The organism is Streptomyces sp. NPDC057002 (assembly GCF_042673825.1).
In the GTDB taxonomy this organism is placed as follows: Bacteria; Actinomycetota; Actinomycetes; order Streptomycetales; family Streptomycetaceae; genus Streptomyces.
In genome coordinates, this window is record NZ_JBHURZ010000004.1 from 166,760 (window position 1) to 180,815 (window position 14,056).

The window sequence follows — 14,056 nt, forward strand, 5'->3', positions numbered from 1 at the left end:
ACGCCGTGACCTACGGCCGCGACCGAACCCCGCCCCGAGCGGGAGCCCCAGTTACGCGACCGCGCAGCCCCGGAGGAGACGGGAAACAATGTCTGCCTGCGTCCCCACACGCGCCGCCGACCAGAACCGGACCGAGCGCACCCACCCGCCCCACAGCCCGCCGCCGACCGGCCCCCGCCGCTTCCGGATCGCGGGTGCCGACGTGTCGGCCTCGATCGCGGTCTTCCTGATCGCCCTGCCCCTGTCCCTGGGCATCGCCCTCGCCACCGGCGCCCCCCTGCAGGCCGGCCTCGTCGCCGCCGCCGTGGGCGGACTCGTCGCCGGACGGCTCGGCGGCTCCCCGCTCCAGGTGAGCGGACCGGCCGCCGGACTCACGGTCGTCACCGCCGACCTCATCCTGCGCTACGGCTGGCGGACGACCTGCGCCATCACCGTCCTCGCCGGACTCGCCCAACTCGGCCTGGGCTGCCTGCGCGTGGCCCGCGGCGCGCTCGCCGTCAGCCCCGCCATCGTGCACGGCATGCTCGCCGGGATCGGCGTCACCATCGCCGTCGCCCAGCTGCACATCGTGCTCGGTGGCACACCGCAGAGCTCCGTCCCCGACAACCTCCGCGCGCTACCCGCCCAGTTGGCGCACGTGCACCCGGCGGCCGTCTCGGTGAGCGCGCTGACCCTCGCGCTGCTGCTGCTCTGGCCGAGACTGCCCGGCTGGGCCGGCCGCCTGCTCCGAAAGATCCCGGCCGCGCTCGTCGCCGTGGCCGGAGCCACCGCGGTCGCCGCCCTCGCCGGTCTGCGCCTGCCCAAGGTCGACCTGCCGTCCTGGAGCAACCACGCCCTGGCCGGGCTGCCCGAGGGACCCGCGCTCGGCCTCGTCGCCGCGGTGCTCACCATCACGCTGGTGTGCAGCGTGCAGTCACTGCTCGGCGCGGTCGCCGTGGACAAGCTGGTGGCGGGCCGCCCGGGCCTTTCCGCCCACGTCGGGCGTTCCCGCCTCGACCGCGAACTGCTCGGACAGGGCGCCGCCAACATCGTCTCCGGATCGCTCGGCGGACTGCCCATCGCCGGTGTGGCCGTGCGCAGTTCGGCGAATGTGAACGCGGGCGCGGTGAGCCGGAACTCCACGATGCTGCACGGCGTTCTCGTAGTGATCGCCGCCCTGCTGATGGTCCCGCTCCTGGAGCTCATCCCGCTCGCCTCACTCGCCGCCCTGGTGATGGCCGTCGGCATCCAGATGGTGTCCCTGCACCACATCCGCACGGTGACGCGCCACCGGGAAGTGTGGGTCTACGCCGTCACCACCCTGGGCGTCGTGTTCCTCGGCGTCCTGGAGGGCGTGGCGCTGGGCGTCGCCATGGCCGTCGGCGTCGCCCTGCACCGCCTCACCCGCACCCGCATCACGCACGACGAGACGGAAGGAGTCCATCACGTACACGTCAGAGGACAGCTGACGTTCCTCGCGGTGCCACGGCTCAGCCGGACCCTGCATCTCGTACCCCATGGGGCCGACGCCGTCGTCGAGCTGGACGGTTCGTTCATGGACCACGCGGCGTACGAGACGTTGCAGGACTGGCAGAAGACGCACACCGCGCAGGGCGGCACCGTTGAGGTCGCCGGGCGGCATCCCGGCACCCGCGTCTCCGAGCCCCAGGCCTTCACCGGCTGCCGTTGCCGGCCCTGGACACCCTGGCGCAACCACCAGTGCGACCGCCCCCGGTCCGCGCCCCACTCCGAGCACGCCCCGGACGGGACGGACCGCCCCGAGCCGGACCCGGCGGGACCCGGCGGAGCAAGCGGGCACGAACTGGCGCGTGGCATCAGCGCGTTCCAGCGCAACACGGCGCCCCTGGTGCGCAGTGAACTGGCCCGGCTGGCGCGCGAGGGGCAGCGCCCTTCGCAGCTCTTCCTGACCTGCGCCGACTCACGGCTGGTCACATCGATGATCACCTCCAGTGGTCCGGGCGACCTGTTCGTCGTGCGCAACGTGGGCAACTTCGTCCCGCGCCCGGGCGAGGAGAGCGGGGACGACTCGGTGGCGGCGGCGATCGAGTACGCGGTGGACGTGCTGAAGGTCCGGTCCATCACGGTGTGCGGGCACTCCGGGTGCGGAGCGATGCAGGCACTGCTCGGCTCCGAACCCGGCGGCACCCGGACCCCGCTCGAGCGATGGCTGCGGCACGGGCTGCCCAGCCTGGAGCGCGTGGCCGACGACAGCCCCCCGTGGGGCAGGCTGGCAGGGCGAGCGCCGGAGGACCCGGTCGAGCAGCTCTGCCTGACCAACGTGGTCCAGCAGTTGGAGCACCTGCGCGCCTACGACTCGGTCGCCCGCGCCCTGAAGGAGGGCGAGCTGGAGCTGCACGGCATGTACTTCCACGTGGGCGAGGCCGAGGCGTACCTGCTCACCGAGGCGGGCGACGGCGTCTTCGACCGCGTGCGGGAGGCGGACCTGACGGCGTGAGCCGGGCACCGGCCGGGTGCGGGGCCTCTGCTGCAGCCAGGGCCGCGCACCCGGTCGGGCGCACGGGCTCGCGCTCTGTCGCCCGCCGGGCACCCGCCCGGGTGACGCGACCGGCCCGTGGCACCCCAAGCGGCACCCCCCACCCACGTGGCCCGCACCCCAATACCCGCGCGGCACGCATCCCCTGGCGCATGGGTGACGCGCGTTACACGGACTGAACCTTCCCTGGTCGGCGTCCGTGGGTACGGATGACCCCGCCGCCGAAACGGACCCCCGAGAGGTCTAAACCAATCGACGGTCGGCCCTTGTCATCGCACCCCCGGGTCTGATGAGCTGTGGCCTGGGACACAACGGACACCCCGGGAAAGGCAGATGCCGTGAGCAACGAAAGCCTGGCCAACCTGCTGAAGGAAGAGCGCAGGTTCGCACCCCCCGCCGACCTGGCCGCCAACGCCAACGTCACCGCGGAGGCGTATGAACAGGCCAAGGCTGACAGGCTCGGCTTCTGGGCCGAGCAGGCCCGTCGGCTGACCTGGGCCAAGGAGCCCACCGAGACCCTGGACTGGTCGAACCCGCCGTTCGCCAAGTGGTTCAAGGACGGCGAGCTCAACGTCGCCTACAACTGCGTCGACCGGCATGTGGAGGCCGGGCTCGGCGACCGGGTCGCCATCCACTTCGAGGGCGAGCCCGGCGACAGCCGCGCGATCACCTACGCCGAGCTCAAGGACGAGGTCTCCAAGGCGGCCAACGCCCTGCTGGAGCTGGGAGTTCAGGCCGGCGACCGGGTCGCCGTCTATATGCCGATGATCCCCGAGACCGCGATCGCGATGCTGGCGTGCGCCCGGATCGGCGCCGCCCACTCGGTCGTCTTCGGCGGCTTCTCCTCGGACGCGCTCGCCACCCGCATCCAGGACGCCGACGCGCGCGTGGTCATCACCTCCGACGGCGGCTACCGGCGCGGCAAGCCGTCCGCGCTCAAGCCGGCCGTGGACGAGGCGGTCGAGAAGGCGGGCATCGTCGAGCATGTGCTGGTCGTGCGCCGCACGGGCCAGGAGGTCACCTTCACCGAGGGCCGCGACGTGTGGTGGCACGACGCCGTGGAGCGGCAGAGCGCCGAGCACACGCCGCAGGCGTTCAACGCCGAGCACCCGCTGTTCATCCTGTACACCTCGGGCACCACGGGTAAGCCGAAGGGCATCCTGCACACCTCCGGCGGCTACCTCACGCAGACCGCCTACACCCACCACGCCGTCTTCGACCTCAAGCCGGAGACCGACGTGTACTGGTGCACCGCCGACGTCGGCTGGGTCACCGGCCACTCGTACATCGTCTACGGCCCGCTGGCCAACGGCGCCACGCAGGTCATGTACGAGGGCACGCCCGACACCCCGCACCAGGGCCGCTTCTGGGAGATCGTGCAGAAGTACGGCGTGACGATCCTCTACACCGCGCCGACCGCGATCCGTACGTTCATGAAGTGGGGCGACGACATCCCCGCCAAGTTCGACCTGTCCAGCCTGCGGGTGCTGGGCTCGGTGGGCGAGCCGATCAACCCCGAGGCGTGGATCTGGTACCGCAAGAACATCGGCGGCGACCGCACCCCGATCGTGGACACCTGGTGGCAGACCGAGACCGGCTCGATGATGATCACCCCGCTGCCGGGCGTGACCGCGACGAAGCCCGGCTCCGCGCAGACGCCGCTGCCCGGTATCTCCGCGACGGTCGTCGACGACGAGGCGCGCGAGGTGCCCGACGGCGGTGGCGGCTACCTGGTCCTCACCGAGCCGTGGCCGTCGATGCTGCGCACCATCTGGGGCGACGACCAGCGGTTCATCGACACGTACTGGTCGCGCTTCGAGGGCAAGTACTTCGCCGGTGACGGTGCCAAGAAGGACGACGACGGCGACATCTGGCTGCTCGGCCGGGTCGACGACGTCATGCTCGTCTCGGGGCACAACATCTCCACCACCGAGGTCGAGTCCGCGCTCGTCTCCCACCCGTCGGTCGCCGAAGCCGCCGTGGTCGGCGCGGCGGACGAGACGACCGGGCAGGCGATCGTCGCGTTCGTGATCCTGCGCGGTACGGCCGCCGAGAGCGAGGACCTGGTCGCCGAGCTGCGCAACCACGTCGGCAACACCCTCGGCCCGATCGCCAAGCCCAAGCGGGTCCTGCCGGTGGGCGAGCTGCCCAAGACCCGCTCCGGCAAGATCATGCGGCGTCTGCTCCGGGACGTCGCGGAGAACCGCCAGCTCGGTGACGTCACCACGCTGACCGACTCCACGGTCATGGACCTCATCCAGTCCAAGCTGCCCGCCGCACCCAGCGAGGACTGAGCACGGCATACCGGAACGGACGAGGGGCACCCGGCAGCCACGCGCTCCGGGTGCCCCTCGCGGCGTTGGTGAAGATCACTCCCTGCACCCCGTCGCACACTTAGGTAAGCTAAACAAAACGAGCTCATAGGGGTGCCGGGAAGTCTGGTCGGCAGGAAGCTGTGTCCTGCCCAGAACCGGAGGTCTCCCCCGTGACCGCGCCCCGCTCCACCACCCCTCGCAAGGTCCTCGGACGACTGTCGCTGCCCGAGCGGACCTATGTGGCGGACGCGCTGCGCACCGAGACCGTCGGCGGTGTGCTGCTGCTCGCCGCCGCGGTCACCGCGCTGCTCTGGGCGAACATCCCCGCGCTGCACGACAGCTACGAGAACGTCGCCCACTTCCGACTGGGCCCCGCCTCGCTCGGCCTCGACCTGTCGGTCGCGCACTGGGCCGCCGACGGACTGCTGGCGATCTTCTTCTTCGTCGCCGGGATCGAACTCAAGCGCGAGCTCGTCGCGGGCGACCTGCGCGAGCCCAGGGCCGCCGCGCTCCCGGTCGTCGCCGCCCTGTGCGGCATGGCCGTACCGGCGCTCGTCTACACCGTCACCAACGTCACCGGCGGCGGCTCCCTGGCCGGGTGGGCCGTACCCACCGCCACCGACATCGCCTTCGCGCTCGCCGTGCTCGCGGTCATCGGCACCTCCCTGCCGAGCGCGCTGCGCGCCTTCCTGCTCACGCTCGCCGTCGTCGACGACCTCTTCGCGATCCTGATCATCGCCGTCTTCTTCACCGCCGACCTGAACTTCGCCGCGCTCGGCGGCGCCGTGGTGGGCCTGACCGTCTTCTGGCTGCTGCTGCGCAAGGGCGTACGCGGCTGGTACGTGTACGTGCCGCTCGCGCTCGTGATCTGGGCGCTGATGTACAACAGCGGCGTCCACGCCACCGTCGCCGGCGTGGCCATGGGCCTGATGCTGCGCTGCCACCGCAGGGAAGGCGAGGCCCACTCCCCCGGCGAGCACATCGAGCACCTCGTACGCCCTCTGTCGGCAGGCCTGGCAGTACCGCTGTTCGCGCTGTTCAGCGCGGGTGTCTCCGTCTCCGGCGGAGCGCTCGCGGACGTGTTCGGCTCGCCGGAGACCCTCGGTGTCGTCCTCGGGCTGGTCGTCGGCAAGGCACTCGGCATCTTCGGCGGGACCTGGCTGACGGCCCGTTTCACCAGGGCCTCGCTCAGCGACGATCTCGCCTGGGGAGACGTGTTCGCGGTGGCGAGCCTCGCCGGCATCGGCTTCACGGTCTCGCTGCTCATCGGCGAACTCGCCTTCGCCGGCGACGAGACGATGACGAACGAGGTCAAGGCCGCCGTGCTGCTGGGCTCGCTCATCGCCGCCACGCTGGCGACCGTCCTGCTGAAGATACGGAACGCCAAGTACCGCCGCCTGTGGGAGGACGAGGAGCGCGACGACGACCTGGACGGCATCCCGGACGTCTACGAGGAGGACGACCCGGCGTACCACCTGCGCCTGGCCGACCGCTACGAGGCCAAAGCCGCGGAACACCGCCGGATCGCCCAGGAGAAGGCAGCGGCGCGCCACGAGCTTGCCGAAGTACCGGGCGGGGCAGGCGAGGACCACGACGGTCCGGCATGATCTGACGAGACGGTACAAAAGACGAAGAGGGAGAGACCGCGATGAGCGCACCCGACGGCAGCCCGGTCGGCGCCGAACGCAGCATCGGCCAGCTGTTCGCCTCGGCGACGACGGAAATGTCGGCGCTGGTGCACGACGAGATCGCGCTGGCGAAGGCGCAGCTCAAGCAGGACGTCAAGCGCGGCGCGACCAGCGGCGGCGCCTTCTCGGCAGCCGGCGCGGTGCTGATCTTCTCCCTGCCGATGCTGAACTTCGCGCTGGCGTACGGCATCCGCACCTGGAGCGACTGGAACCTCGCGATCTGCTTCCTGCTGTCCTTCGCGGCGAATGTGCTGGTCGCGGTCGTGCTGGCGCTGATCGGCGTGGTCTTCGCGAAGAAGGCCAAGAAGAGCAAGGGCCCGCAGAAGGTCGCCGCCTCGATGAAGGAGACCGCGGTCGTCCTGCAGAAGGCCAAGCCGCACCCGCGTCCGGAGCTCCCGCAGGACCGGGTCCCCGAGGCCATCGAGGCTGTGGCACGCTCGTCGTCATGACGGACCCCGCCACACCTTCGGCACAACCGGCCTCGGCCGTTCTTCTCGACGTCCCCGGCGGGAGGAAGGTGAGCCACCGCGACGTCGCCGCCAACGGCGCCCGCTTCCACATCGCCGAGCTGGGCGACGGGCCGCTGGTGCTGCTGCTGCACGGCTTCCCGCAGTTCTGGTGGACCTGGCGGCACCAGCTGGTGGCGCTCGCCGACGCGGGCTTCCGGGCCGTCGCCATGGACCTGCGGGGCGTCGGGGGCAGCGACCGTACGCCGCGCGGTTACGACCCCGCCAACCTCGCGCTCGACGTCACCGGTGTCATCCGCTCGCTCGGCGAGCCGGACGCCGCGCTGGTCGGCCACGACCTGGGCGGATACCTGGCGTGGACGGCCGCCGCGATGCGCCCCAAGCTGGTGCGGCGGCTGGCGGTCGCGTCCATGCCGCATCCGCGGCGCTGGCGCTCGGCCATGCTGCGAGACGTCAAGCAGACGCGTGCCGGTTCACACATCTGGGGGTTCCAGCGGCCCTGGATCCCGGAGCGGCAGCTCACCGCCGACGACGGGGCGCTCGTGGCGGAGCTGATCCAGGACTGGTCCGGTCCGCGCCCGCCGGAGGACGAGGCGCTCGAGACGTACCGCCGCGCCATGTGCATCCCCTCCGCCGCGCACTGCGCCGTCGAGCCGTACCGCTGGATGGTGCGCTCCCTGGCCCGCCCGGACGGCATCCAGTTCAACCGTCGTATGAAGCGGCCCGTGCGCGTGCCGACCCTCCATCTGCACGGCTCGCTCGACCCCGTGATGCGCACCCGCAGCGCGGCCGGATCCGGCGAGTACGTCGAAGCCCCCTATCGCTGGCGCCTGTTCGACGGTCTCGGCCACTTCCCGCACGAGGAGGACCCGGTCGCGTTCTCCTCGGAGCTCATCAACTGGCTCAAGGATCCCGAACCCGATCGGTGACCGGACGACCCCGCCCGGTATCCGCACGTGAACGCTCGTCCGACGAACGGCCAATTGCCTGGCGCATAGGCCAATTGGGCGCGCCGGGAGCGGTTATCGACCATGGGGCGGGGGCACACGTCGGGGTATGGGCTGGACGCACGACTACAGTGACGCAAGCCGCAATCGCCGCTCGGCGGGCGGTGCGAACCCCCACCATCGAAGCGGCGCACCGCAGATGGTGACCACGGATCCCCGGGTCGGGATCCCGCGCATCCTCCGTCGCCGGGCCCGCTGGGTCTCCGTACGTCTGCGCCACACCCGCGACTGAGGCGCCACCCGCGCGAGTGACGCCCCGACCACCCCGCCGCAGAGCCGCTCCTAGAGCGCGCAGCTGTCGCTGTCCACCTGCTGGTTGGCGGTGCGCCCCTTGGTGATGTCCTCCTGGATCTCGTCCACGGTCAGCGCGTACCCCGTCTCGGCGTCGTCGAGGGACTTGGCGAACACCACGCCGTAGACCTTGCCGTCGGGGGTGAGCAGCGGGCCGCCGGAGTTGCCCTGGCGGACGGTCGCGTAGAGGGAGTAGACGTCGCGGCGGACCGTGTCCCGGTGGTAGATGTCCGGGCCGTTGGCCGTGATGCGGCCACGCACGCGCGCGGCACGCACGTCGTACGCCCCGTTCTCCGGGAAGCCGGCGACGATCGCGCTGTCCCCGCTGGTCGCGTCCTCGGTGGTGAAGCGCAGCGCGGGCGCCTTCAGGTCCGGCACGTCCAGTACGGCGATGTCACGCCGCCAGTCGTAGAGGACGACCGTGGCGTCGTACTTCTTGCCCTCGCCGCCTATCTGCACGGTCGGCTCGTCGACGCCGCCCACCACGTGCGCGTTGGTCATCACACGGCGGCCGGAGAAGACGAAGCCGGTGCCCTCCAGGACCTTGCCGCAGCTCGGGGCCGTGCCCATGACCTTGACGATGGAGCGCTGGGCGCGGCCCGCCACGGGGCTGTTGGCCAGGGCCGGGTCCGGCGGCTGGACGTCGGTGATCGGCTCGTTCGAGAACGGGCTGAAGACCTGCGGGAAGCCGTTCTGCGCGAGGACGGAGGAGAAGTCGGCGAACCAGGTGGCGGCCTGGTCCGGCAGCGCCTGCGAGACGCCCAGCAGCACCTTGGAGTTGCGGACCTCCTTGCCGAGCGTCGGCAGTGTGGTGCCCGCGAGGGCCGAGCCGATCAGCCACGCGACCAGGAGCATCGCCACGACGTTGACCAGGGCGCCGCCGGTGGCGTCGAGGGCCCTGGCCGGGGACCAGGTGATGTGCCGGCGCAGCTTGTTGCCGAGGTGGGTGGTGAGGGCCTGGCCCACGGAGGCGCAGACGATGACGACGACTACCGCGACGACGGCGGCGGTCGTGTTCACCTCCGCGTTGTCCGTGAGCGCGTCCCAGATGACGGGCAGTACGTAGACCGCGACGAGACCGCCGCCCAGAAAGCCGATCACCGACAGGATGCCGACGACGAATCCCTGGCGGTACCCGACGACCGCGAACCACACGGCGGCGACCAGCAACAAGATGTCCAGCACGTTCACGGAGGCCACCCTGTCATGCGCGCCAGTCGAGCGGGACCTGCTTCTCGCGGTCCCAGGGCAGCTCCCAGCCCGCGAAGTGCAGCAGCCGGTCGATGATTCCGGCCGTGAAACCCCATACAAGGGCTGATTCGACCAGAAATGCCGGACCTCGGTGGCCGCTGGGGTGGACGGTGGTGGCGCGGTTGGCGGGATCCGTGAGATCCGCCACGGGGACGGTGAAGACCCTGGCGGTCTCGTTCGGATCGACGACCCCGACCGGGCTCGGTACGCGCCACCAGCCCAGCACCGGGGTGACGACGAAGCCGCTGACCGGGATGTACAGCCTGGGCAGGACGCCGAAGAGCTGGACGCCGGAGGGGTTGAGGCCGGTCTCCTCCTCCGCCTCGCGCAGGGCGGCCCGCAGCGGGCCGTCGCCGCGCGGATCGCCGTCCTCCGGGTCGAGGGCGCCGCCGGGGAACGAGGGCTGGCCGGCATGCGAGCGCAGGGAGCTCGCGCGCTCCATGAGCAGCAGCTCGGGCCCGCGCTCGCCCTCCCCGAACAGGATCAGCACGGCGGACTGGCGCCCGGCGCCGTCCTCCGGCGGCAGGAAGCGGCTGAGCTGCCGCGGCCTGACCGTCTCCACGGCATGCACCACCGGGTCCAGCCAGGCCGGCAGGCCCTCCTTGCTCGGCGTCAAAGGCCCGCCCTGTGTGTCGCTCGCCCGCGTCATCGCCACCCCCGTCGTCCTGCCGCTTCCAACGCGCGGCGGGCCCGAGATCGTTCCGCGAACGACCGCGATCCCCCGATCGGGCAGCTCATCCGGCCCCCAGCGGCGGCGCCGGCTTGCCGCCCGCGTCCAGATACGCCTGCGGGGGCCGCAGGCGCTGGCCGGGGAAGCCGCCCTTCTCGTACTTGAGCAGCTTCCTCGCCTTCTCCGGGTCGGTCTCGCCCTCGCCGAACGCCGGGCAGAGCGGGGCGATCGGGCAGGCGCCGCAGGCGGGCTTGCGGGCGTGGCAGATTCGGCGGCCGTGCCAGATCACGTGGTGCGAGAGGTCCGTCCAGTCGCTCTTCGGGAAGAGCGCGCCGATGGCGGCCTCGATCTTGTCCGGGTCGGTCTCGCCGGTCCACTGCCAGCGGCGCACCAGACGCTGGAAGTGCGTGTCCACGGTGATGCCGGGCCGCCCGAAGGCGTTGCCGAGCACGACGAACGCCGTCTTGCGGCCTACGCCGGGCAGCTTGACCAAGTCCTCCAGCCGGCCCGGGACCTCACCGCCGAAGTCCTCCACCAGGGCCTTGGACAGCCCTATGACCGACTTGGTCTTGGCCCGGAAGAAGCCGCACGGGCGGAGGATCTCCTCCACCTCCTCCGGGTTGGCGGCGGCCAGGTCCTCGGGGGCGGGGTACTTGGCGAAGAGGGCGGGTGTCGTCTGGTTGACGCGCAGATCGGTGGTCTGGGCGGACAGGACCGTGGCGACGACCAGTTGGAAGGGGTTGTCGAAGTCCAGCTCGGGGTGGGCGTAGGGGAAGACCTCGGCGAGCTCGCGGTTGATACGGCGGGCCCGGCGGACCAGGGCGGTACGCGACTCGTCACCCGGCGGATGGACGACGGCCTTCGCGGGGGCGGTGCCCTTGACGCGGGCCGTGGCCTTCTTGGGCGCGACGGTGACCTTCTTGGCGGCAGGCGCCTTCCTCACAGATGCCGCCTTCTTCACAGATGCCGCCTTCTTCGCAACTGTCTTCTTGGCGGCAGCCTTCCTGGCCGGCGCCGACTTGCCTGAAGGCACCGCCCTCTCTGTCGCTTTCGCCGTTTTCCTACCGCCATCGGGGCTCTGTTCGCCCACAGCGGAATCGCGACGTACAACCACCCGCGCAGCCCCCTCGGCCTGTGCTCTCACCGGCGATTTGGACACCCGGCCAGCCTAAGGCGTGGCACTGACATCTGCCCCGGGCCCTGAAGATCGGCGTCCAATTGGACCCCTGCCGCGTACCCCGGGACACCTGTGCGGCATCCTTGTGACAGATCACACTGTTTGGACCGTCCGGCAAAATGGGCACCTCGGTGCCTTGATACAAGGGGGATCCAGGTCCCCTGAGCAGGTCGACAAGGAGAGAACTCGTGGACGACGTTCTGCGGCGCAACCCGCTCTTCGCGGCGCTCGATGACGAGCAGGCCTCGGAGCTCCGCGCCTCCATGAGTGAGGTGACCCTCGCGCGCGGCGACTCGCTGTTCCACGAGGGGGACCCCGGCGACCGCCTGTATGTGGTCACGGAAGGCAAGGTCAAGCTCCACCGCACGTCCCCGGACGGCCGCGAGAACATGCTGGCCGTGGTCGGCCCCGGCGAGCTCATCGGCGAGCTGTCGCTCTTCGACCCGGGCCCGCGCACCGCGACGGCCTCCGCACTGACCGAGGTCAAGCTGCTCGGTCTCGGCCACGGCGACCTCCAGCCCTGGCTGAACGCCCGCCCCGAGGTGGCCACGGCGCTGCTGCGCGCTGTCGCCCGCCGGCTGCGCAAGACCAACGACGCGATGTCCGACCTCGTCTTCTCGGACGTCCCGGGCCGGGTCGCCCGCGCCCTGCTGGACCTCTCGCGCCGGTTCGGCGTGCAGTCCGAGGAGGGCATCCACGTCGTCCACGACCTCACGCAGGAGGAGCTGGCCCAGCTGGTCGGCGCGTCCCGCGAGACGGTCAACAAGGCGCTTGCGGACTTCGCCCAGCGCGGCTGGCTCCGCCTGGAGGCCCGCGCGGTGATCCTGCTGGACGTGGAACGCCTCGCCAAGCGCTCGCGCTGACGCGCACACGCGCGTGCCGTACGTCATCGGGCCCCGTCTCCTCGCGGAGAGGGGGCCCGACGTCGTACAAGGGCGGTCGTGCACGGGCACGGTCAGATGAGTCCGTGCTCCTCCAGGTAGTCCAACTGCGCCCGGACCGACAGTTCCGCCGCCGGCCACAGGGAGCGGTCCACGTCCGCGTAGACGTGGGCGACGACCTCGGTGGGGGTGCGGTAGCCGTCCTCGACGGCCGTTTCCACCTGTGCGAGGCGCTTGGCCCGGTGGGCGAGGTAGTACTCGACGACGCCCTGGGCGTCCTCCAGGACCGGCCCGTGGCCCGGCAGCACCGTGTGGACGCCGTCGTCGACGGAGAGGGACCTGAGCCGCCGCAGGGAGTCCAGATAGTCGCCGAGGCGGCCGTCGGGGTGGGCCACGACCGTCGTACCGCGGCCGAGGATCGTGTCGCCGGTCAGGACCGCCTGGTCCGCCGGGAGGTGGAAGGACAGGGAGTCGGCGGTGTGGCCGGGGGTCGGTACGACCTTCAGTTCGAGGCCGCCGACGGTGATCACGCCCCCGGCGGCCAGTCCCTCGTCCCCCAGCCGGAGGGCCGGATCGAGCGCACGAACGCGCGTGCCGGTCAGTTCGGCGAACCGCCCGGCGCCCTCGGCGTGGTCGGGGTGGCCATGGGTCAGCAGCGTCAGGGCGACGCGCTTGCCGGCCTGCTCCGCCGTGGCGACGACATGGCGCAGGTGCCCGTCGTCCAGCGGGCCCGGGTCGACCACCACGGCCAGGTCCGAGTCGGGCTCGGAGAGGATCCAGGTGTTCGTGCCGTCCAGGGTCATCGCCGACGGGTTGGGGGCCAGGACGTTGACGGCCCGCGCGGTGGCGGGGCCCGTGAGGACACCGCCACGGGGCTGGCCGGGAAGGGCTGCTGCGTCCGTCATGCGGTGGCTCCACCGGTGGTCGGGATGTGCTTGGTGAACTCGTCGTGGCCCGGCCAGGAGAGCACGATCTCGTCGTCCACGAGACGGGCCGTGGCCAGCACCGGCGTGAGGTCACGCCCCGGGGCGTCCGCGAGCGCCCGGGCGGCCGTGTCGTACGGCGTCAGCTGGCGCAGGGTCGCGAGGGTCGGCGGCATCATCAGCAGCTCGCCCTTGTCGTAGCCGGCCGCCGCCTCGCCCGGGGCGATCCACACCGTACGGTCCGCCTCGGTGGAGGCGTTGCGGGTGCGCTGTCCCTCGGGAAGGGCCGCCACGAAGAACCAGGTGTCGTAGCGGCGGGCCTCGAACTCCGGGGTGATCCAGCGGGTCCAGGCGCCGAGCAGATCGGAGCGCAGGACCAGGCCGCGGCGGTCCAGGAACTCCGCGAAGGACAGGTCCCGGGCGACCAGGGCGGCACGGTCCGCCTCCCAGTCGGCCCCGGTGGTGTCGCCGACGACCGAGTCGGGCGCCGGTCCGGCGAGCAGGACGCCCGCCTCCTCGTACGTCTCCCGTACGGCCGCGCAGACGATCGCCTGGGCTTCCGTCTCGTCGACGCCGAGCCGGTCCGCCCACCACGCGCGCGTGGGGCCCGCCCAGCGGACCTGGTGATCGTCGTCCCGGGGGTCGACGCCGCCGCCCGGATACGCGTACGCGCCTCCGGCGAAGGCCATGGAGGCGCGTCTGCGCAGCATGTGGACGGCCGGGCCGGTGCCTGTGTCCTTCAGGAGCATGACGGTGGCCGCGCGCTTCGGGGTGACCGGCGTGAGGCTGCCGGCCGCCAGTGCGCGGATGCGGTCCGGCCACTCCGGGGGATACCACTGACCGTTCGCCATGGGCGCGAGGCTATCCCGTGACGGGCGGATGTTCGAGTGGC

Annotated in this window: 12 protein-coding genes; 7 read left to right on the plus strand and 5 right to left on the minus strand. The window is 71.6% G+C overall.

Annotated features, from left to right (window positions below; genetic code table 11):
- Window positions 1–88: 88 nt before the first annotated feature.
- The 6 genes from ACFT32_RS20690 to ACFT32_RS20715 all read left to right on the plus strand — a co-directional run bounded on the left by ACFT32_RS20690 (window position 89) and on the right by ACFT32_RS20715 (window position 8,203).
- Window positions 89–2,455 carry a SulP family inorganic anion transporter gene (locus ACFT32_RS20690; RefSeq protein ID WP_382491120.1) on the plus strand — a complete coding sequence of 789 codons (2,367 nt, stop codon included), beginning with the start codon at window positions 89–91 and terminating at the stop codon, window positions 2,453–2,455.
- Between the two features lie 377 nt (window positions 2,456–2,832).
- Entirely contained in the window at window positions 2,833–4,788 is a 1,956-nt protein-coding gene (gene acs / locus ACFT32_RS20695) for an acetate--CoA ligase (RefSeq protein ID WP_382491121.1), read from the plus strand.
- A 191-nt stretch (window positions 4,789–4,979) separates the two neighbouring features.
- Window positions 4,980–6,416, plus strand: coding sequence for a Na+/H+ antiporter NhaA (nhaA, locus tag ACFT32_RS20700; protein WP_382491123.1), 1,437 nt, complete (start codon window positions 4,980–4,982; stop codon window positions 6,414–6,416).
- A 41-nt stretch (window positions 6,417–6,457) separates the two neighbouring features.
- On the plus strand, window positions 6,458–6,946 hold the full coding sequence (locus ACFT32_RS20705) for a phage holin family protein (RefSeq protein WP_382491126.1): 489 nt from the start codon (window positions 6,458–6,460) through the stop codon (window positions 6,944–6,946).
- On the plus strand, window positions 6,943–7,893 hold the full coding sequence (locus ACFT32_RS20710; RefSeq protein WP_382491129.1) for an alpha/beta fold hydrolase: 951 nt from the start codon (window positions 6,943–6,945) through the stop codon (window positions 7,891–7,893). The genes ACFT32_RS20705 and ACFT32_RS20710 overlap by 4 nt, the downstream gene beginning before the upstream one ends.
- Before the next feature lie 127 nt (window positions 7,894–8,020).
- Window positions 8,021–8,203, plus strand: coding sequence for a hypothetical protein (locus ACFT32_RS20715; protein WP_382491131.1), 183 nt, complete (start codon window positions 8,021–8,023; stop codon window positions 8,201–8,203).
- A 50-nt stretch (window positions 8,204–8,253) separates the two neighbouring features.
- On the opposite strand, the gene ACFT32_RS20720 is transcribed toward ACFT32_RS20715, so the two are convergent.
- From ACFT32_RS20720 to nth, 3 genes are all read right to left on the minus strand, one after another.
- A complete protein-coding gene (locus tag ACFT32_RS20720) occupies window positions 8,254–9,453 on the minus strand; it encodes a MarP family serine protease (RefSeq protein WP_382491134.1) in 1,200 nt (399 codons plus the stop codon).
- Window positions 9,454–9,466: 13 nt separating this feature from the next.
- Window positions 9,467–10,162 carry an NUDIX hydrolase gene (locus ACFT32_RS20725; RefSeq protein WP_382492698.1) on the minus strand — a complete coding sequence of 232 codons (696 nt, stop codon included), beginning with the start codon at window positions 10,160–10,162 and terminating at the stop codon, window positions 9,467–9,469.
- Window positions 10,163–10,247: 85 nt separating this feature from the next.
- A complete protein-coding gene (nth, locus tag ACFT32_RS20730) occupies window positions 10,248–11,216 on the minus strand; it encodes an endonuclease III (protein WP_382491137.1) in 969 nt (322 codons plus the stop codon).
- Between the two features lie 332 nt (window positions 11,217–11,548).
- Here nth and ACFT32_RS20735 point away from each other — a divergent pair, with 332 nt between their 5' ends.
- A complete protein-coding gene (locus ACFT32_RS20735; RefSeq protein WP_215119931.1) occupies window positions 11,549–12,223 on the plus strand; it encodes a Crp/Fnr family transcriptional regulator in 675 nt (224 codons plus the stop codon).
- A 92-nt stretch (window positions 12,224–12,315) separates the two neighbouring features.
- Here the strand turns inward: ACFT32_RS20735 and ACFT32_RS20740 are convergent, their stop codons facing one another.
- Both ACFT32_RS20740 and ACFT32_RS20745 read right to left on the minus strand, forming a co-directional pair.
- Complete coding sequence (locus tag ACFT32_RS20740; protein WP_382491140.1) at window positions 12,316–13,146, minus strand: MBL fold metallo-hydrolase; 831 nt, start codon at window positions 13,144–13,146, stop codon at window positions 12,316–12,318.
- A complete protein-coding gene (locus tag ACFT32_RS20745) occupies window positions 13,143–14,015 on the minus strand; it encodes an NUDIX hydrolase (RefSeq protein WP_382491143.1) in 873 nt (290 codons plus the stop codon). Before ACFT32_RS20745 ends, ACFT32_RS20740 begins: the two co-directional genes overlap by 4 nt.
- Window positions 14,016–14,056: the final 41 nt, after the last annotated feature.

What these genes read in the sequence shown, in the direction of transcription:
- ACFT32_RS20690 (WP_382491120.1), top strand. Translation starts at nt 89, where the DNA reads ATGTCTGCCTGCGTCCCCACACGCGCCGCCGACCAGAACCGGACCGAG.
- ACFT32_RS20705 (WP_382491126.1), top strand. Translation starts at nt 6,458, where the DNA reads ATGAGCGCACCCGACGGCAGCCCGGTCGGCGCCGAACGCAGCATCGGC.
- ACFT32_RS20710 (WP_382491129.1), top strand. Translation starts at nt 6,943, where the DNA reads ATGACGGACCCCGCCACACCTTCGGCACAACCGGCCTCGGCCGTTCTT.
- ACFT32_RS20715 (WP_382491131.1), top strand. Translation starts at nt 8,021, where the DNA reads ATGGGCTGGACGCACGACTACAGTGACGCAAGCCGCAATCGCCGCTCG.
- ACFT32_RS20725 (WP_382492698.1), bottom strand. Translation starts at nt 10,162, where the DNA reads ATGACGCGGGCGAGCGACACACAGGGCGGGCCTTTGACGCCGAGCAAG.
- ACFT32_RS20740 (WP_382491140.1), bottom strand. Translation starts at nt 13,146, where the DNA reads ATGACGGACGCAGCAGCCCTTCCCGGCCAGCCCCGTGGCGGTGTCCTC.
- ACFT32_RS20745 (WP_382491143.1), bottom strand. Translation starts at nt 14,015, where the DNA reads ATGGCGAACGGTCAGTGGTATCCCCCGGAGTGGCCGGACCGCATCCGC.